This window comes from Pseudonocardia thermophila (assembly GCF_900142365.1).
In the GTDB taxonomy this organism is placed as follows: Bacteria; Actinomycetota; Actinomycetes; order Mycobacteriales; family Pseudonocardiaceae; genus Pseudonocardia; species Pseudonocardia thermophila.
In genome coordinates this window covers 142,394-160,543 of record NZ_FRAP01000017.1, presented here as the reverse complement: position 1 = coordinate 160,543, position 18,150 = coordinate 142,394, and the positions used below count along the sequence as shown (strand labels likewise).

The 18,150-nt window shown below is 72.0% G+C and carries 15 protein-coding genes; 6 read left to right on the top strand and 9 right to left on the bottom strand.

Annotation, left to right across the window (positions count from 1 at the left end):
• The first annotated feature begins 104 nt into the window (after positions 1-104).
• On the top strand, positions 105-422 hold the full coding sequence (locus BUE41_RS21475) for an SDR family oxidoreductase (RefSeq protein ID WP_268794522.1): 318 nt from the start codon (positions 105-107) through the stop codon (positions 420-422).
• Between the two features lie 174 nt (positions 423-596).
• Here BUE41_RS21475 and BUE41_RS21470 read toward each other — a convergent pair whose 3' ends face one another.
• Genes BUE41_RS21470 through BUE41_RS21455 form a run of 4 tightly spaced genes read right to left on the bottom strand, consistent with a single transcriptional unit; the run spans position 597 to position 6,042 of the window.
• Positions 597-1,538 carry an SMP-30/gluconolactonase/LRE family protein gene (locus BUE41_RS21470; protein ID WP_084755551.1) on the bottom strand — a complete coding sequence of 314 codons (942 nt, stop codon included), beginning with the start codon at positions 1,536-1,538 and terminating at the stop codon, positions 597-599.
• Positions 1,535-2,716, bottom strand: a complete 1,182-nt coding sequence (locus BUE41_RS21465) for an acyl-CoA dehydrogenase family protein (protein WP_073458944.1) — start codon at positions 2,714-2,716, stop codon at positions 1,535-1,537. The genes BUE41_RS21470 and BUE41_RS21465 overlap by 4 nt, the downstream gene beginning before the upstream one ends.
• Before the next feature lie 12 nt (positions 2,717-2,728).
• On the bottom strand, positions 2,729-4,849 hold the full coding sequence (locus BUE41_RS21460; protein WP_143172282.1) for a CoA transferase: 2,121 nt from the start codon (positions 4,847-4,849) through the stop codon (positions 2,729-2,731).
• Between the two features lie 14 nt (positions 4,850-4,863).
• Positions 4,864-6,042 (bottom strand): acyl-CoA dehydrogenase family protein, encoded by a 1,179-nt coding sequence (locus BUE41_RS21455; protein ID WP_073458942.1) that lies wholly within the window; start codon positions 6,040-6,042, stop codon positions 4,864-4,866.
• Between the two features lie 532 nt (positions 6,043-6,574).
• Here BUE41_RS21455 and BUE41_RS21450 point away from each other — a divergent pair.
• The 5 genes from BUE41_RS21450 to BUE41_RS21430 all read left to right on the top strand — a co-directional run bounded on the left by BUE41_RS21450 (position 6,575) and on the right by BUE41_RS21430 (position 12,028).
• Positions 6,575-8,185: an ABC transporter substrate-binding protein gene (locus BUE41_RS21450; protein WP_073458941.1), complete on the top strand. Its 1,611-nt coding sequence runs from the start codon at positions 6,575-6,577 to the stop codon at positions 8,183-8,185.
• A 66-nt stretch (positions 8,186-8,251) separates the two neighbouring features.
• The gene (locus BUE41_RS21445; RefSeq protein WP_073458940.1) at positions 8,252-9,193 is read left to right on the top strand and encodes an ABC transporter permease; all 942 of its coding nucleotides are present in this window, start codon (positions 8,252-8,254) and stop codon (positions 9,191-9,193) included.
• Positions 9,190-10,095, top strand: coding sequence for an ABC transporter permease (locus BUE41_RS21440; RefSeq protein ID WP_073458939.1), 906 nt, complete (start codon positions 9,190-9,192; stop codon positions 10,093-10,095). Before BUE41_RS21445 ends, BUE41_RS21440 begins: the two co-directional genes overlap by 4 nt.
• Positions 10,092-11,162 (top strand): ABC transporter ATP-binding protein, encoded by a 1,071-nt coding sequence (locus BUE41_RS21435; RefSeq protein WP_234997462.1) that lies wholly within the window; start codon positions 10,092-10,094, stop codon positions 11,160-11,162. The genes BUE41_RS21440 and BUE41_RS21435 overlap by 4 nt, the downstream gene beginning before the upstream one ends.
• Positions 11,159-12,028: an ATP-binding cassette domain-containing protein gene (locus BUE41_RS21430; RefSeq protein ID WP_073458938.1), complete on the top strand. Its 870-nt coding sequence runs from the start codon at positions 11,159-11,161 to the stop codon at positions 12,026-12,028. The genes BUE41_RS21435 and BUE41_RS21430 overlap by 4 nt, the downstream gene beginning before the upstream one ends.
• A 28-nt stretch (positions 12,029-12,056) precedes the next feature.
• On the opposite strand, the gene BUE41_RS21425 is transcribed toward BUE41_RS21430, so the two are convergent.
• The 5 genes from BUE41_RS21425 to BUE41_RS21405 form a co-directional block, all read right to left on the bottom strand.
• Complete coding sequence (locus BUE41_RS21425) at positions 12,057-14,258, bottom strand: molybdopterin-containing oxidoreductase family protein (RefSeq protein WP_084755547.1); 2,202 nt, start codon at positions 14,256-14,258, stop codon at positions 12,057-12,059.
• A 13-nt stretch (positions 14,259-14,271) separates the two neighbouring features.
• Complete coding sequence (locus BUE41_RS21420) at positions 14,272-15,486, bottom strand: cytochrome P450 (RefSeq protein WP_084755546.1); 1,215 nt, start codon at positions 15,484-15,486, stop codon at positions 14,272-14,274.
• An 84-nt stretch (positions 15,487-15,570) separates the two neighbouring features.
• Positions 15,571-16,008, bottom strand: coding sequence for a Zn-ribbon domain-containing OB-fold protein (locus tag BUE41_RS21415; RefSeq protein ID WP_073458936.1), 438 nt, complete (start codon positions 16,006-16,008; stop codon positions 15,571-15,573).
• Between the two features lie 2 nt (positions 16,009-16,010).
• Positions 16,011-17,165, bottom strand: a complete 1,155-nt coding sequence (locus BUE41_RS21410; RefSeq protein WP_073458935.1) for a thiolase domain-containing protein — start codon at positions 17,163-17,165, stop codon at positions 16,011-16,013.
• Positions 17,166-17,187: 22 nt separating this feature from the next.
• On the bottom strand, positions 17,188-18,147 hold the full coding sequence (locus BUE41_RS21405; protein WP_084755544.1) for an SDR family NAD(P)-dependent oxidoreductase: 960 nt from the start codon (positions 18,145-18,147) through the stop codon (positions 17,188-17,190).
• Positions 18,148-18,150 lie beyond the last annotated feature (3 nt).

Below are 18,150 nucleotides of genomic sequence, written 5' to 3'. Positions count from 1 at the left end.
ACACCCATAGAGTGGGAAGTCATGTATAGTGACACCATCGCCCAACGGGGCGAGGTGGCCTGAACCTCAGCCTCTCGCGAACCCAGGACGGTTCACCGCTCTCGGTGGCCGACCCCCAGCCACCCGACTCGCCGCCTAACTGTCAACAACCTCCCGGGTCAGTACACCTAGGCCCACAGGTGCGGGTCAACGCCCTCGCCCCGGGTGGCATCGAGACGCCGATGTGGCCGAAGGACTCCGCCGCGCTGCGCGCGTCTGTCTCCGCCCGGACCATCCTCGCCCGGCCCGGACTGCCGGATGAGGTCGCCGATGTGTGTCTGTTCCTCGCCACGGCGACGTACGTGACCGGCCAGGTGCTCGCCGTCGACGGCGGGCTGACCGTGAAGGTGCTGCGGGACGTCACCGCGCGGACCGCGGTCTGAGGAGCACCTCCGCGCTCCCCGCGACCGTCGGGCTCGCGGCCTGCACGAACAGGGATCGCGCGACCACGCAGAGTGATCACGGGTGCGGTCGGACATGGACCGCGGCCGCCCGGTGATGCCGTCGAGGATCTGCTCGTGAGTCCCGGCCCCGACGCAGGGCCGGGACCCACGGCGTCAGGCCTGGAACGGAAGCCGCAGCCCCGGCCGGGGCCAGCGGCACGAGATCACCCGCCCGGTCAACGACAGCGTCAGGTACGCGGTGGTCATGCCGGGGCCGCCGAAGCAGATGTTGGTGACGGCACCGTCGGCGAGGGCGGGCGGTAGCAGGTGCTTCTCCAGGACGGTGCCGTCCGGATCCACGACGGTGATGCCCGACTCCAGCAGGGTCCCGACGCACACCGCGCCGCCCTCCTCGATGGCGAGCGAGTCCAGCTCCTGACCGTTGGGCAGGCCCACCACCAGCCCGTCCTCGTCCGAGCCGCCCTTGCGGATCAGGGGCGCGATTCCGTAGCCCGGGGACGGGACCAGGACGCCGGGTGCGGCGAGCCGGCGGCGCATGACCTGCCGGGTCTGGGTCTGCGCCCAGTACAGCGAGCTCCCGTCGGGCGAGATCCCGACCCCGTTGGGGGTGATCGCGTCGTCGATCATCCGCTCCACCCGGCTGCCGTCCGGCAGCGCGTAGTACAGCGCGCCGCCGCCGAGATCGGTGAACCAGAACCCGCCCGCGGCGTCGAAGACCAGGTCGTTCGGCGAGACGAACGGCTCGCCTGCGCACTCGGTGTAGAGCTCTTCGACGCTGCCCCGCGCGATGTCCACGCGCTGGATCCCCGCGGGTGCACCGTGTCCTCGGTTGCACAGGTAGAGCGCGCCGTCCGGGCCCAGCGCGGCCCCGTTCGGCTCCCCCGGGACCTCGGCCAGCGTCGACAGGGTGCCGTCCGGGGCGACCCGGGACACGCACCCACCGCGCAGCTGCACGAAGGCCACCGATCCGTCGTCCAGCACGACCGGGCCCTCCGGGAACGCCAGCCCCTCGGCGAGCACCCGGACGTCGCGCAGCTCGAGGAACTCCGGCGGTGCCGGCCACGGCCGCACCGGGCTCGGCGCGGCGGCGCTCATCCGGCCACCCGCAGCGCACCGCCGGCACGCCCGCCCGCGTTGATGATCGCGTGCTGGCAGACGCGGACGCGCTGCTCGGTCGGTGACCCGAAGATCTGGGCCGATGCCGCCCAGCGCTTGAACGCGAGGTGCACCGGGTTCTCCCAGGTGAACCCGATGGCGCCGTACACGTGGATGCAGGTCTCGGAGGCCTCGCCGAGCGCGTCGCTCGCCGCCGCCTTCGCCATCCGCGCCATCGGCTCGACGTCGTCGATCCGCGCCGTCCCGCGGGTCATGGCGGCGAACCCGGCCGCCGCCCGGTAGGTCATCGCCCGCGCGGCCTCCCACGCGACGAGCGCGTCCACGATCTGGTGGCGCAGCGCCTGGAAGGAGCCGATGGTCCGGCCGAACTGCTCCCGCTGCCCGGCGTAGGTCGCCATCCGCTCGATGCACGAGCGAGCCGCACCGATCATCTCGGCAGCGAGGACGATCGCCCCCAACGCGACGGTCTCGGTGAACACCCGCTGGGGCTCGGCGAGCCCCACCCACTCCCCCGTCGGGCCCGCCACGGTCAGCCCCCCGAGCGGCCGCAACACGTCCGCACCCTTCGCCGGGTGCAGCTCGACACCCGAGCCTTCCCGGGACAGGTCGAGCAGCAGCAGGCCGAATTCGGCGCCGCGGCGGGCGGGCACCAGGAGCAGCGCGGCGTCGAGCGCCTCGGCGACGTACCGGAACCGCCCGCTCGCGCCCGCACCGGTGATCTCGACGGGATGGATCTGGTGCAGGTCCCACGTCGCGTCCTGCGCCGGCCACACGACCGCCGCCGGCACGCCGTCCTCGACCACTCGGCGCAGCCGCCGGTGGAGCTCAGCGTCCCCGCTCGTCGCCAGCAGGTGGGCGGACATCGCGTCGCCGAGCAGGCGGGACGGCGCCGAAGCGGCGCCGAGCTCCTCGGCGGCGACGGCCGCCTCCACACACCCGCCGCCGTGACCGCCCAGCTCCTCGGGCACCAGCAGCGCCCCGAGGGCGATGTCGTGTTCGAGCACCGCGGCGAGCTTCGCGCCGGTGGTGCGGTCGCCGTCGGCCAGCTCACGGGCGTGGTCGTCGCTCCACAGCCGCGTGAGCAGCCGGCGCAGCTCCATGCGCAGGTCACGCTGCTCGTCCGTGCGGTCCTCACCGCCGAGTGCGATGTGCGGCACGTCTCCTCCACTTCACGGTCGCGCGGATGCGCGACGGTCGGCGGTGTGCGTCAGTTCCTCAGCCATCCACCGGTCGTCCTGGCCGAGCAGGGGGGCCGCCCGGTATCCGGTGCGCGGCCGGAGGGCCCGTTTCCACGGCAACGCGAAGATCGTGGCGGTGCCGATCTCGGCGTGATCGAGCCCGAGGAAGAACTCCCGAGCGGCGAGCTGCTCGTCGGTGATCACCTCGGTGGGCACGAGCGCTCGGCAGGCGGTCGCGAACCGGGCCGCCGCGGCGAGCACGTCGGCCGACTGCGGTGCGGTGCCGTCACGGACATCGAGGACGAACGCGTCGGCGGAGCGCACGATCGACAGCGCACCGACGTCCAGTCCGAGCTCGGCAGCGGCAGTCCGCACGTCGGTGGGTGCGGTGGTGGCGAGGGCGACGTCGCCGTCGGCGCAGCGCACCAGGAACTCGCGGCCGCGGACCGCACCCGCCTCGGCGGGGGGCACGGGGCGCGGTGGGGTGACGTCGTCCACCTTGGCGGCCACCACCTCCGCCATGGCGATGTCGAAGTCGCACGCCTCGCCGGGGTCGCCGAGCCACCACGCGGCGGCGAGCAGTGCGCCCCACACCGACGCGCAGTAGTCGGCGAACGACGTCAACACCCGCGCCTCGGGCCCGGCCGAGATCCGCACCGCCTCGAGGAACCCACCGAAGGCGTGCACGTTGGGGGCGTACGCCTTGTACGCCGCGCACGGGCCCGTGTGGCCGAAGCCGGAGACCGCCACCCGCGCCTTGCCCGCGTCGAGAAACATCTCGTCCGGCCGGATCGCCAGCTGGCCGAGGCGCCGCGCTCCGACGTTCTCCAGGAGCAGATCGGCCCATCCGCAGATCCGCCTCACCAGGCCGGGGTCGGAGCCGATCCCGGCGGACACGCTGCGCTTGTTGTAGTTGGCCATCGCGAAGTACGCCGCCCGCTCCGGCCCGGCTACCCCGCCGGCGAACGGCCCGTTGCGCCGATAGATGTCGAGGCGCTCCGCGTCCTCCAGCCGGACGACCTCGGCCCCCATCGCCCCGAGGATCGCCCCGGCAAGCGGACCGGCCAGCACCCCGGTGACCTCGGCGACCCGCAGGTCGCGCAGTGAACCGGGGCGGTCCGCCCACCGCTGCGGCGCCGGACGACGGGTCACGGCGGCTGGCAGCACGTGCGTGCGCGGGCAGTCGTCCGTGCTCCCGGTGGTCACGAAGCCGCGCACGCGGAACTGCTCGAGCGCGCGCGCTTCCTCCGGCGTGCGCAGCGCCACGGCGGCCACCCCGGCCTCCTGCAGCAGTCGCTCGCACTCGAGCTTCGACCGCCCGGCGGTCCACTCGCGCATCACCTGGTCGATGACGGGCCGGTTGGCCAGCCGCGCGGCCGGGGACGGGTACTGCTCGGCCAACTCCGGTCTGCCGAGTACCCCGGCGACCCGGACCCACTGGTGATCGTCGAGCACGACGATGCCCAGCTCTCCGTCGGTGCAGGAGAACAACCCGGACGGCGTCGCGTACCGGGCGGCGCCGGCCGGACCGCCGCATTCGTAGAGATGATGAGAGACCTCCTGCTGGATGGAGCAGAAGGCGGCAGCCTCCTGCACCGAGAGATCCAGGTGCAGCGCCGGCTCCCCGGCTCTCAGCTCGGACACGCCGTGCATGACCGCCAGCGCCGCCGTCTCGCCCGCGACCTTGAGCGCCTGCCGCCCCGGCATGGGGTGGTATCGGCCGGGAGGTCCGGACACGGTTGAGAGCAGCCCGCTGGCGGCGGCGCAGACCAGGTCCGAGCCGGGCCTGCCGCCGAGCGGCCCGTCGAGCCCGAACGCCGAGATCGTGATCCACAGCCCGGCCGCGCGTTCGGCGACGTCGGCGGCGAAGTGCTCCGGCACCCCGCAGTCGACGACGTCGCAGAGGACGATCGGGGCGTCGTCGAAGGCGCGGACGTCGATGCTCCCCCTCCCGGCGTCGACGGCCCGCACCGTCGCACCCAGTGCGCGCAGGATCCGCGTGGCGGTCGCGGCGGCCGCACCCGACCCGATCACGGTGATCTCGTCGAGCGTGCCGAGGAGATCGGCGCAGCGGTCGGTGGCCCGCTCGGGCACGGCTGCGGAGCTGCTCATCGTCGTACGGCTCGTCATCGCTCCAGCCCGAGGTACCTGGTCCCGATGATGTCGTGGTGGATCTCGGTGCTCCCACCGCCGAGGCGCGAGACCGGGGAGAAGAGGAACTCCTGGTAGAAGTCCCAGTTGGCGTCGTCGGCGCGGTAGCTGCAGACGTCGAGGCCGAGCAGGTCCACCGCGAGCCGGGTCAGGTCCCCGCCGAGCCGCGAGTTGAGGATCTTGGTGACCGACGGGGCGTGCGGGGCGAATCGGCCGGTCTCGCTGAGCTCGGTCGCGATGTCGTAGGTCAGGGCGCGTGCGCACTCGACCCGTTCGATCATGTGCCCCAGCGCCGCCTGGGTGGCGCGGTCGACGACGTCGCGGGCCACGACGGCCTCGACGAGATCGTCGACGTCGCGCCGGTAGAGCGCGGAGTTGGCGGCCCGGACCCGCTCGTGCTCCAGCAGCCGCTGCGAGGCCCGCCAGCCCTCGTGCTCGGGGCCGACGAGGTTCTCCACGGGCACCCGGGCGTCGGTGAAGAACTCCTGGCAGAACGTCACCGCACCGGTCATGGAGCGGATCGGGTGGATCTCGACGCCGGGGGTGTTCCGAAGATCGACCATCAACAGGCTCAGCCCGCGGCTGCCGCGCGACTCCGGGTCGGTCCGGGCGAGCAGGATCATCCACTCCGCCCGCATCGCGTGCCCCGTCCAGATCTTGCTGCCGTTCACGACGTAGTGGTCGCCGTCCCGGATCGCCGTCGTGCGCAGCGAGGTGAGGTCCGATCCCGCCTCCGGCTCGGAGAAGCCCTGGCACCAGTGCTCCTCCATCAGCGCGATCTTGCGCAGGTGGGCGTCCTTCTGCTCCTTCGTGCCGAGCTGGAGCAGGATCGGCGCGAGCATGTCGAGGCCGTTGGCGTTGCAGATGGGGACGCGGCGGTAGGACAACTGCTCGCGGACGAGCATGTTGTCCATCGGCGTCAGCCCGCGCCCGCCGTACTCCTCCGGCCAGTGGACAGTCAGCCACCCGTCCCGGGCCAGCCGGGCGTTGAACCGCCGGTTCCACTCGTACTCCTCGTCGGAGTCCCATTCGGGGGTGGAGCCGGACGGCCCTTCGTGTTCCGGCGGGAAGTGCTCGTCGAGGTAGCGGTTCAGCTCGTCGAGCATCTCGGCCTGCTGCGCCGTGAGGGCCAGTCCGGTGGTCAGGCTCCTCATGAGGCACGAACCTCGGGTTGGGTCGTCAACGTCGCTTCCTCACCTGGACGTCGCCGGGGGCCGCCGCACCAACCGGCATCTCGTTCCGTGATACGGAACACGTGTTCACCGATGAGAATGCTAGCCCCACCTGAGGTGATGTCAACCGCCTCGGATCAGAACCTCGCTGAGACCTGGGCCATCTCCTTGACAAGGCACACTCCGCCGACAACTATGTCTCAGAACACTTGTTCCGGTCGACGGAACACCGGGTTGGGAGCCGCTACGGCGAGACCCGGGGATCGGGTCAGACGGACGGTTCGCCCGGAGGGAACAACGATGATCCCGCATTCCACCGTCGATGGACGAGCACCGCGGTCACGAGGCGGCAGACCTCCCCGGACCGAGAACACAGTTCCTCGTACTCCCCTGCCGCCCCGGGGCGGGGCGTCCTGATCGCCCGCCCGCGACGCACGGCCCTCGTCGAGCCGGAACCCGGCACGAACCCTCATCGGCTGCCCACCCCGTTCTCGGGACGAAAAGGAACGTCGTCATGAGCACATCTCGATCCGGCCGCCGGTCCGACCGGCAGCCGTCGCGCCGCACGCGGATCCGCGCGGGCATCGTCCTGGCCGCGGCAGCGGCGCTGACGGTGGCGTGCTCCTCGTCCGGACCAGCGAGCACCCCGGAGACCAGCGCCGTGGACACCGAGGCGACGCTGCGCATCGGCTACGTCGGCCCGGTCCCGTCGCTCGATCCCACCCAGCAGCGGCTCGGTGGCGAGCAGGGCGCGACGTTCCTGCTCTACGACCGGCTCATGCAGCTGGGGAACGACTTCGAGGTGAAGCCCATGCTGGCGACCTCGTGGGAGTTCGCGCCCGACGGGTCGTACCTGGAGCTGAAACTGCGGGAGGGCATCACCTTCCACGACGGCACCCCGGTGGACGCCACCGCCGTCAAGGCGAGCCTGGAGCGCAGCAAGACCGCCCCCGGCAGCACCGTCGCGCAGAGCCTCTCCGACATCAAGTCGGTGGAGGTCATCGACCCGACCACCGTCCGCCTCGTGCTGGAGCCCGGCCGCGGCGCCGGCCTGCCCACGATCCTCACCTCGAACGCCGGCGAGATCATGAGCGCGAAGGCGATCGCCGACGGGCGCGACCTGGCGCTGGCCCCCGGGGACGCCGGCTCCGGCCCCTACCTGGTCAGCGAGTTCAAGCCGAACGAGATCGTGGTCTTCGAGCGGGCCCCGCGCCCGTACTGGGACTCCGACGCGGCGAAGATCAAGCGGATCGAGATCCGCTACATGCCGCAGGCCTCGGTCGGGCTCAACGCGCTGCGTTCCGGGCAGCTCGACATGGTCCTGACGACGGCGGCCGACGTGCAGTCGGTCCAGAAGCTCGCCGAGACCGGCGCGGTGAACAAGAGCGAGTTCAGCCTGCTCACCCCGTCGCACGCGCTGTTCATGCACACCGACCACCCGGCGTTCAGCGACCCGCAGGTCCGCGCCGCGATCAGCCAGGCCATCGACCGCGAGGCGATCTGCCGCGACCTGCTCGCCGGCAACTGCGACCCGCGGATCCAGCCCTACGCGAGCAACCACTGGGCGTACGTGAAGGAGCTCGACGAGCAGCTGACGTTCACCCCGGAGCAGGCCCAGCAGACGCTCGCCGACGCCGGCGTTGCCGGCGTCCGCTTCCCGCTCGTGTTCACCGCCGGGTCGTCGTACGAGTCGGTCGCGCAGGTCGTGCAGAGCCAGCTCGCCCAGGCCGGGATCACCGTCGACCTGATGCCGCTGCCCTCGGCCGAGGCCTTCACCGGCTTCCGCGAGGGCCGCTACCCCGCCTACCTCACAACGGTGACCGCGTCCGCCGAGCCCTCGCAGCTGATGGACACCCAGTTCCTGGGCGGTTACAACGCGGCCGACGCGATCCGCGACGTGGTGACGCCGATCGCCGAGCAGGCGGACAAGCCGGGACTGTCGCGGGAGGAGCGGGCGAAGCTCTACGGTCAGATCTGGGCCGAGGTCAACAAGGCGACCACGCTGATCCCGATCATCTCCAACAAGGTGGCGTGGGCGTACTCGCCGAAGGTGCACGGCGTCGACGAGATGCCGTGGTCCTGGTCAGGCGGGTTCGAGCTGCGCTACCTCACGGTGACCCGATGACCTCCTGACCCACCGCGGGGCTCGCCTCGTGCCCACCGTCAGCCACCGAGAGGAAGGAGGTCCGGCGTGGTCCCGCTCGTCGCGCGCCGCGTCCTGATCACCGTCCCACTGGTCGTCGTGGTGTCGTTCCTGGTCTTCCTGATGATCGACCTCGTCCCCGGCGATCCTGCCGTCAAGCTGGCCGGGGAGAACGCGAGCGCCGAGCGGATCGAGGCGATCCGTGAGCAGCTCCACCTCGCCGATCCACTGCTGACCCGCTACCTGACCTGGCTGGGCGGTTCGGTCACGGGCGACCTCGGACGGTCGTTCGTCACCAACCAGGAGGTGGGGGGGCTGCTCTGGACCGCGCTCGGGGCGACCGCCTCGCTCGTTCTGGTCACGGCGGTGCTGATGGTGGTCATCGGGCTCGTCCTGGGTATCACGGCCGCCGTCAACCACGGGCGCGCCGCGGACCGGATCGTCGTCGCCCTCTGCTCCGTGCTGGTGGCGACGCCGTCGTTCTGGCTGGCGCTGCTGCTGGTCGTGTTCTTCGCCGTCGACTACGCGATCTTCCCCGCGATCGGTTTCGTACCGCTCACCGAGGATCCCGCGCGGTGGCTCTACCACCTCGTCCTCCCGGGGCTCGCCCTGTCCGCGCGGCCGTCGGCGGAGCTCACCCTCCAGCTGCGGGCGGCGCTGACCGAGGTCCTCCAGCGCGACTTCGTCACGGCCGCCTCGGCGCGCGGCCTCACCCGGGCGCAGATCGTGGGTAAGCACGCGCTGAAGAACGCCGCCGTTCCCGCGGTGACCGTGCTCGGCTTCCGGCTGGCGGAGATCATCGGTGGCGCGGTCGTGATCGAGACCGTGTTCTCCCTGCCCGGCCTGGGTCCGCTCATGGTGCAGAGCGTGCTGGGCGGCGACGTGCCGGTGATCCTCGGGATCGTCGTGCTGACGATGCTCTGGGTCGCCCTCTTCAACCTGCTGACCGACCTGTCGTACCTCTACCTCAACCCGAAGGCCCGCACATGACCGGCACAGCAACCCCTGCAGCGGCCCGGACCACCCCGGAACCGGCCGCGCAGAGCCACCGGGTGTCGACGATGCGGCGGTTCCTCAGCGACCGCATGGCCGTCGCAGCCGTCGTCTACCTGGTCCTGCTGATCCTCGCCGCGGTCTTCGCGCCGGTGCTCGCCCCGGCCGACCCGATCGCCCAGGACTTGGCGAAACGGCTGACCCCGCCCGACGGAACGTACCTGCTCGGCACCGATGACCTCGGCCGTGACCAGCTGAGCCGCCTGCTGTACGGCGCGCGGGTGTCGCTGCTGGCCGCACTGGAGGCGGTGGCGGTCGGCGTGGTCGTCGGCGTGCCGCTGGGAGCGCTGGCCGGGTACGTCGGTGGCCGGGTCGACACGGTCATCGGCCGGGTCATGGACTCGATCATGAGCATCCCCGGGATCATGCTGGCGCTCACCGCGGTGGCCGTGCTGGGGCGCGACATCACGATCGCGATGATGGCCATCGGCGTGGTGCTGGTGCCGCAGTTCCAGCGCCTGGTCCGAGCGTCGACGCAGGCCCTGCGCAACGAGACGTTCGTCGAGGCGAGCCGCACCATCGGCTGCTCGCGCAGCCGGATCCTCCTGCGCCACATCCTGCCCAACGTCCTGCCGGTGCTCGTCGTCCAGATGTCCGTCATGCTCGGCGTCGCAGTCACCGCGGAGGCCAGCCTGAGCTTCCTCGGCGTCGGGGTGCAGCCACCCGCCCCGAGCTGGGGCTCGATGCTCAACAACGCCGTCGCCAACACGTTCACCGCGCCGTACCTCATCTACCCGCCGGGCCTGGCGATCACGCTGACCGTGCTCGCGCTGGCCCTGGTCGGCGACGGGCTGCGCAAGGCGACGAGCATCCGCCGGCGCTCCGGGGAGGGACGGTGACCCGCGGGATGAAGATCCTCCACGACACCGCGGCCGCCGGCGGGCACCCGGCGGACCCGAAGAGCCCCCTGTTCAGCGTCGAAGGGCTCAGCGTCGAGTTCGGCCCCCGACGCGCCCCCGTCCGGGTCCTCGACGACGTGTCCTTCGCGGTCGGCCACAACGAGACGGTCGGCCTGGTGGGCGAGTCCGGCTCCGGCAAGACCATGAGCTGCATGGCCGCGCTCGGGCTGGTGGAGGCCCAGGGCGGACGGCGCACGAGCGGCACGGTCCGGCTAGGCGACACCGAGCTGTCCGCGCTGTCGGACCGGCAGATGCGCCAGATCCTCGGCAACCGGGTCGGGATGATCTTCCAGCAACCGACCCGCAGCCTGGATCCGGCCTTCACCGTGGGCGACCACATCGTCGAGACGCTGCGCCGGCACCGCCGGGTCGACCGGCGCACCGCGCGCCGACGCGCCGTCGAGCTGCTCGACCGGGTGCGCATCGCGAACGCCGAGCGCCGCCTCGACGACTACCCGCACCAGTTCAGCGGCGGGATGTGCCAGCGGGTGATGATCGCCGTGGCCCTCGCCTGCGATCCTGAGCTGCTGATCGCGGACGAACCGACGACCGCGCTCGACGTCACCGTGCAGGCGCGCATCCTGGCCCTGCTCCGGGAGATCCGCGAGGACACGGGCATCTCGGTCGTCCTGGTCAGCCACGACCTCGGAGTGATCGCCGAGGTGTGCGACCGCGTCGTGGTCATGTACGCGGGACAGGTGGTGGAGCGGGCCACGGTGGAGGATCTGTTCCGCTGGCCGCTGCACCCCTACACCGCGGGCTTGATGGCGTCCATCCCGCACATCGGGCACGTGCGCATCAGGCGGAGCCGACGGCTCGAGGCGATCCCCGGCCGCGTGCCGGAGCCCGGCGCGATGCCGCCGGACTGCCGCTTCCACGACAGGTGCCCGCACTACACGGCGGACACCTGTGACGCACCGCCTGTTCTCGAACCCGTCGCGGGGGGCCGGGGGGTGCGGTGCCACCGCGCTGGAACATTGAGCCTGGAAGGAGTGCGGACCCGATGACCGAGCCCGCCGTCCGGACCGCTTCAGTCTCCGACGCAGCGCAGCACACCCTGCTGGACGTGCGCGGACTGGAGAAGTCGTTCGTCCGCTCCCGCAACTTCTTCGGCCGGGCCACCGCGCACCACGCGGCGGTGCGCGACGTGTCCTTCTCCCTCGCCAAGGGCGAGACGCTCGCGCTGGTGGGCGAGTCCGGCGCCGGCAAGTCCACGGTCGGCAGGCTCGTCCTGCGGTTGATCGAGCCGGACGCCGGCAGTGTCGTCTTCGACGGCACGGACGTCTCCACGCTGGACCGGCGCGACCTCGTCCGATTCCGGCGCCGCACGCAGATGATCTTCCAGGACCCGTACGGCTCCCTCGATCCGCGCATCGACGTGGGCACCTCGGTCGGCGAGCCGCTCCTGATCCACGACAAGCTGCCGCGCGCCGAGCGGGACCGGCGCGCCGAGGAGCTGCTGGACAAGGTCGGGCTCTCCCGGCGGACGGCCGCGGCCCACCCGAGCGAGCTGTCCGGTGGGCAGCTGCAGCGGGTGGCGATCGCGCGTGCTCTCGCGCTGGAACCCGACCTGATCGTCTGCGACGAGCCGGTGGCCGCGCTGGACGTGTCCGTGCGGGCGCAGGTGCTCAACCTGATGACCGACCTGCAGGAAGAGCTCGGGCTGTCCTACCTGTTCATCTCGCACGACCTCGCACTGGTCGAGGTGATCGCCGACCGCGTCGCGGTGATGCGCCAGGGCGAGATCGTGGAGATCGGCCCGGCGGAGCAGCTCTACAGCGCGCCGCGGCACGAGTACACGCGCGAGCTGCTCGCGGCGGTTCCGGTGCCGGTACCGCCGTCGCTGCGGACCGGCCGGGTCGCGCGGGCCTGACCCTCCCTGACCCTCCGTCGGGCCCCGTTCACCGCACCCGGGGCCGCTTCCGCCGGATGATCGTCACCTCGACGTTGCCGATCCGCGGCATCCCGACGTAGGGATCGGCCAGATCGGCGGCGTCCAGCAGCCGCCCGGTGCACGCGCCCATGCGCGGGTACTCGCTGTCCCGCTCCGGTGCGCCGCCGAAGCCGTGGGCCATGCCGACCAGCCCGCGGCGCAGCGTCGGATCGGCCCGGACCACCGCCGGGATGCCGGCCCGGGCCGAGCGCACCACGATCTCGTCGCCGTCGCGCAGCCCCAGCATCGCCAGGTCCTCCGGATGGAGGTGGGCCGGGTTGAACCTCGGGTGACGCAGTGCGGGCGGCGCCGGCTCCACACCGGTGGAGTTGTAGGTGTGCTGGACCCGCCGGTGCACGAGGCGGAACCCCGAGCCGTCCGGTCGCGGCCCGCCGCCGGTCGCCGCCGCGCGGACCTCGCGGTCCCACACCTCGCCCAGGTGACGCACCATCTGCTGATGGGCCACCTGCATGCGGTGGGTCACGCCGGGATCGGGTTCCTCGACGTACACCGCGGGCTCCGGGAACACGGCACCGTGCGGATGCCGCTTGACCTCGTCGAGCGGCACGCGGCCGCCGGCGGCGAGCACCTCGATCAGCTCCTCCGACGTCGGCTTGTGCTCCAGGTCGATCCGCCACGGCTCGACCTCGGCGGCGAACATGGCCGAGAGGTGCAGCTGCAGGCCCATCCGTCGGGCCAGCCCGTGGAAGAACTCCCACTCCTCGATGACGTCGGCGCCCGCCGGCGGTTCGGCCACGGCGGGCGTGTACTGGGCGTACGAGCGCTCCGGCCCGTACCAGGTCGGCATCAGCATCATCATGTCGGTCGGGAAGGTTGCCGACGCGACCTCGTAGAACATCTTGGGCGCAAGGACGTAGTCGGCCAGCCGCGCGGTCGCCGACATCCACGGGTCGATCTGCACGAGCAGGTCGAGCCGGTCGAGCGCCTCGATCACCTTCTGCTGGTCGGGCCACGCGGACACCGGGTTCCCCCCGCAGCTGATCAGCGCCCGCACGCGGTCCTCGCCGTCGAGCAGCATCTCGTCGGCGAGCACCCCCGTCGGCAGCCCGGCCGCGGTGGCCCCCAAGCCCGTCGCGCGCATCCGCACCCCGAACCCGTAGGCCGGCCGCGGCCCCGAGGGCTGGGCGACATAGCGCGGCGCCGCAACGAGCGTGGGTGCGCGCTCGACCCGCTCCCCCGCCCGCAGCCAGTGCCCGCACAGCGTCTCGAGCACCAGCACGAGGTACTCCACGAGCGTCGAGGAGTCGGCGAACCCTGGGCCCACACCGGCGGCGGCGTAGCCACGCCCGGCGGTCGCGAAGATGCGGGCGGCCTCGACGATCCGGTCGGCCGGGATCCCCGCCCACCTCCCGACGACGGCCGGCGTGAACGGGTCGACGGCCGCCCGCAGTTCCTCGACGCCGCCGACGTACCGGTCCACGAACTCCCGGTCACCGAGCCCCTCGACGAGGACGACGCGGATCATCGCCGCGAGGATCGCGACGTCGTGCCCGGGCATCGGCTGCAGGTGCAGCGTCGCCCGCCGCGCCAGCTCGGTCTCCCGGGGATCGATCACGATCAGCTGCATGCCGGCGCGTAGGCGTTCGCCGAGCCAGGTCGAGGGGGCACCGCACGGCACGCCGTAGTGGCTCTGGGCCGGATTGAGCCCGATCAGCAGGGCGACGTCCGCGCGGTCGTAGCCCTGCAGCGGCGCCTGCCAGGCGCCGAGCAGCGCGGCCGCGATCGGTTTGCCCGGCTTGTCCAGGGTCCCCGGATGGAAGGTCAGCGGGGACCCGAGCGCCTGCATGAACGCCAGCTGGACCGGCTGCGTGAGCGGGTTCGTGATGATCATCGAACCGAAGTACGACGCGACTGCACGCGGCCCGTGGTCGGCCACGATCGCCTGCAGGCGCTCGGCGATCTCGTCCATGGCGGTCTCGGAGGAGATCGGCAGGTAACGCCCGTCGGGCAGGCGTTTCCGCGGCGTCAGCAACCGGTCGGGATGGTTGTGGTAGTACGGCTGGGACCGCCCCTTGACGCAGGTGTAGCCGCGGAAGACCGGGTTGTCCCGGTCCCCCGCCACCGACACCAGCCGACCGTCCACCACCTCGACGACGGTCGGGCACATGTTCACGCACGCGCGGCATGTCGACGTGTGAGTCGCCACCATCTCCCCCGATCCGCTAGCCGAGGCGGACCGGCAGAGTCTGCACGTTGACCCCGACGTTGTTCACCGGCCCGACGCTGATGCGTGTCGGCTCCCCGACGATCTCGATGTCGGAGAACCGGTCGATCAACTGGTCGAACATCACGCTGATCTCCGACTTGGCCAGGTTCGCACCGAGGCAGTAGTGCGGGCCGCCGCCGCCGAACGTCACGTGCGGGTTGGGCGAGCGGCGGATGTCGAAGCGGAACGGATCGTCGAACACGCGCTCGTCCCGGTTCGCCGAGGGGTAGAACAGCGCGATCCGCTCGCGCGCGCGCAGCTGCACGCCGCCCAGCTCGACGTCGCGGGTGACCGTGCGACCGAACGCGAGGACGGGGCTGGACCACCGCAGGATCTCGTCCACCGCGCCGGGGAGCAGGGACCGGTCCGCGCGCAGCGCGGCGAGCTGGTCCGGGTGCTCGAGCAGCGCGATCAGCCCGTCGGTGATGGCGTTGCGGGTGGTCTCGCTGCCGGCGAAGGTCAGCGTCAGGAAGAACAGGTCGAGCTCCATGAGCGTCAGATCGCCGTTGGCGAGGATCGACCAGACGTCGTCGGTCGGGTCGGCTCGCTTCGCCTCGCCCAAGGCGCGCCCGTAGCGGAACAGCTCAGCCTCCGCCTCCTGCCGCTGCTCCCGCGTGATCCCCTCCTTCGGGTCGTACGAGCGGAGCAGGACGTCGATGATCCCGAACACCTCGTGGCGGTCGGCCTCGGGGATGCCGACGATGTCGCCGACGACGTGCAGCGGCAGCTGGTGGGCGACGTCGCGGACGAAGTCCACGGTGCCCTTCTCCGCGGCGGCGTCGAGGATCCGCGCGGCCCGTTCACGGATCTGTTCCTCGAGCCTGCCGACCATCCGCGGGGTGAACCCGGCTGAGATCAGCTTCCGCAGCCGCGCGTGGTCCGGCGGGTCCATCGCGGCCAGCACCTGGCCCCGCCGGTCCTCCGGCCACGGCACGATCGCCGGCCCGTCGGTCGCGGCGAAGGTCTGCCAGTCCCGGTTCGCCTCGCGCACCTCGGGATGGCCGATGACCGCCCAGAACTCGACGTCGGCGTCGAACGCCGGGACGTAGACCTTCGGATGGGCCAGGACGGATCCCGCGCGGCGCAGGTCCCGGTACAGCTCGTGGGGCCATCCGTCGCGGTAGAGCTCGGGATCGGTGAGGTCGATCGATTCCAGCGTGTTGGACGTCATGGCTCTCGCTCCTTCGCGTGCCGAGATCGGCGTCGAGTGCCTCGTTGCACCACCACCGCGCCCGGAGCGCCGTTCCCCGGGGCGTCAGTCCGTTCGGTGTCCGCCCGGTTCGCGCCGCGGCGCGAACCGGACGAGCGCCGTCCCCTCGCCGGTGGGCGCGAAGACCGCCTGCACGGCCATCCCGACCGTCACCGCGGCGGGATCGACGTCGACGATGTTGGTCAGCACCCGCGGGCCCTCGACCAGCTCGACGTAGGCCAGCACGTACGGGGCCCCGCGGTAGGCTCCTTCCCCCTTGTGGTTGACCGTGAAGCTGTAGACGGTGCCGTGGCCCGAGCCGGTGAACCACTCCGTCTCCCTGCTGCCGCACAGTGGGCAGTGCGACCGCGGGTACCAGATCACCGCGGCACAGGCGAGGCAGCGCTTCAACAGCAGCCTGCCCTCGGCGGCGGCGGTCCAGAACGGCTCGGTCTCGGGGGTGAGGGTCGGCGCGGGGGCGGGCAGCGTCCTCGGTTCGACCACGGCTACTCCTCGACGCCCAGGATCGCGGTCACGCTGGCCATCCGACTGCCCAGCGAGCCTCCGGTCCCGTGGACCAGCGCGATCTCGCAGTTCGGCACCTGGACGGCCGGGTGCGCCTCACCACGCAGCTGCCGGACCGCCTCGATGATCTTCGTCATGCCCCCGCGGCTGGCCGGGTGGTTGTTGCACAACCCGCCGCCGTCGGTGTTGACCGGCAGCCGTCCGTGCGGGGCCAGCAGGCCGCCGTCGGCGACGAACCAGCCGCCCTTCCCGCGCTCGGCGAATCCCAGGTCCTCCAGCGTGATCAGCACGGTGATCGTGAAGGAGTCGTAGATGGACGCGTAGTCCACGTCGGCCACGGTTACGCCGGCTTCCTCGAACGCCGTCGGCCCCGACCGGACCGCAGCCGTGTACGTCAGGTCGAGCCGTCCGTCGGAACCGTGCTTGAGCGCCTCGCCGTGTCCCAGCAGGACGGGGCTGCGCCGGCCCAGGTCCTTCGCCACCTCGGGCGCGGCGACGACGATCGCGCCACCGCCGTCGGTGACCACGCAGCAGTCCAGCCGGTGCAGCGGCTCGCTCACCCACGGCGACTCCAGCACCTCCTCGACTGTGACGGGCCGGCGCAGGAACGCGTTCGGGTTGTGCTGGGCGTGCAGCGACGCCGCCACCTTGATCTCCGCGAGCTGCTCGGCGGTCGTGCCGTACTCGTGCATGTGGCGACGAGCCGCCAGCGCGTACATCGCCGGGGTCGTCGGCCCGTAGACCGTCTCGAAAGGTGCCTCGGGCGCCGCCCAGATCGGCCGGAACGCCCCGGACCGCGGCAGACCGGCGAGCGTGATGAGCACGACCCGGCACTTCCCTGCGGCGATCGCCGCGGCCGCGTGGCCGAGCTGGGCGACCGGCGAGGAACCACCGATCTCCAGCGAGTCGACGAACGTCAGGCGGGAGAGCCCCAGGTACTGCGCCATCGAGATCGGGCCGAGGCCGGGGGCGTCCCCCGAGCAGCAGTACCCGTCCACGTCCTCCAGGCCCAGCCCGGCGTCGGCGAGTGCGCCGAGGGCAACCTCGGCGTGCACCTGCTCGACGGACTTGCCGGTGATGACCCGGTCGGGGTGCTCGTAGGCGCCCACGATGCGGGCGCCGGTGCGGCGGCTCATCGCGTGCGGCCCCGCCGCCCCGTCACGCCGGTCCGCCGGTCGAAGCGAGCTCGGCCTGGAGGGCCTCGATGCCCGTCCCGACCTTCGGCAGCCGGTTGACCGGCGCGTTCGGCTGGAACATGTTCTCGATCATGTGGAACGCCGTCCGCAGGTCCCACGGGCCGGGCGAGACGATCTCGTGGGTCACCTCGGGCACGTTGTACATCCCGATGAGGTAGCCGGCGGCCAGGAACACCTGGCCGGTGCACCAGTCGGAGCGCTCGCTCGCCAGGTAGGCCACCATCGGCGCCACGTTCTCCGGCGCCATCTCGCCGCTGCCGCTGCGCAGCGCCTCGGAGCGGCTCTCCTGGTTCGGGATGCTCTCGCCCATGCGGGTCGCCGCGGCGGGACTGATCGCGTTGACCGTCACCCCGTACTTGGCGAGCGCGTTCGCGCACGAGTAGGTGAGCCCGACGATGCCCATCTTGGCCGCGGCGTAGTTCGGCTGGCCGGCCACGCCGTGCATCCCCGAGCCGGACGTGAAGTTGATCAGCCGGAAGTGCCCGTCGGGCCGGCGCAGGCCGCGCCAGTAGCGGGACGCGTGGTGGGTGGTGTTGTAGGTGCCGCGCAGGTGGACGCGGATGACCGCGTCCCAGTCCTCGGGCGGCAGGTTGAAGATCATCCGGTCGCGGAGGATCCCGGCGACGTTGACCACGACGTCCAGCTTCCCGTACGTGTCGACGGCCTGCTCGACCAGCTCGCGCGCCCCGTCGTAGTCAGCGATGTCGTTGGTGTTGGCCACGGCCTCGCCGCCCGCCGCGCGGATCTCGCCGGCGACGGTCGCCGCGGGACCGGTGTCGACGCCGCTGCCGTCGAGCGCGGCGCCGAGGTCGTTGACGACCACCCGGGCGCCTTCGCGGGCCAGCACCCGGGCGACGCCCGCCCCGATGCCGCGGCCGGCGCCGGTCACGACCACGACCCGGCCATCGAGCAGTCCTGTCATGGA

What these genes read in the sequence shown, in the direction of transcription:
- BUE41_RS21470 (WP_084755551.1), bottom strand. Translation starts at nt 1,538, where the DNA reads ATGAGCGCCGCCGCGCCGAGCCCGGTGCGGCCGTGGCCGGCACCGCCG.
- BUE41_RS21420 (WP_084755546.1), bottom strand. Translation starts at nt 15,486, where the DNA reads ATGACGTCCAACACGCTGGAATCGATCGACCTCACCGATCCCGAGCTC.
- BUE41_RS21460 (WP_143172282.1), bottom strand. Translation starts at nt 4,849, where the DNA reads ATGAGCAGCTCCGCAGCCGTGCCCGAGCGGGCCACCGACCGCTGCGCC.
- BUE41_RS21410 (WP_073458935.1), bottom strand. Translation starts at nt 17,165, where the DNA reads ATGAGCCGCCGCACCGGCGCCCGCATCGTGGGCGCCTACGAGCACCCC.
- BUE41_RS21440 (WP_073458939.1), top strand. Translation starts at nt 9,190, where the DNA reads ATGACCGGCACAGCAACCCCTGCAGCGGCCCGGACCACCCCGGAACCG.
- BUE41_RS21450 (WP_073458941.1), top strand. Translation starts at nt 6,575, where the DNA reads ATGAGCACATCTCGATCCGGCCGCCGGTCCGACCGGCAGCCGTCGCGC.
- BUE41_RS21455 (WP_073458942.1), bottom strand. Translation starts at nt 6,042, where the DNA reads ATGAGGAGCCTGACCACCGGACTGGCCCTCACGGCGCAGCAGGCCGAG.
- BUE41_RS21405 (WP_084755544.1), bottom strand. Translation starts at nt 18,147, where the DNA reads ATGACAGGACTGCTCGATGGCCGGGTCGTGGTCGTGACCGGCGCCGGC.
- BUE41_RS21425 (WP_084755547.1), bottom strand. Translation starts at nt 14,258, where the DNA reads ATGGTGGCGACTCACACGTCGACATGCCGCGCGTGCGTGAACATGTGC.
- BUE41_RS21430 (WP_073458938.1), top strand. Translation starts at nt 11,159, where the DNA reads ATGACCGAGCCCGCCGTCCGGACCGCTTCAGTCTCCGACGCAGCGCAG.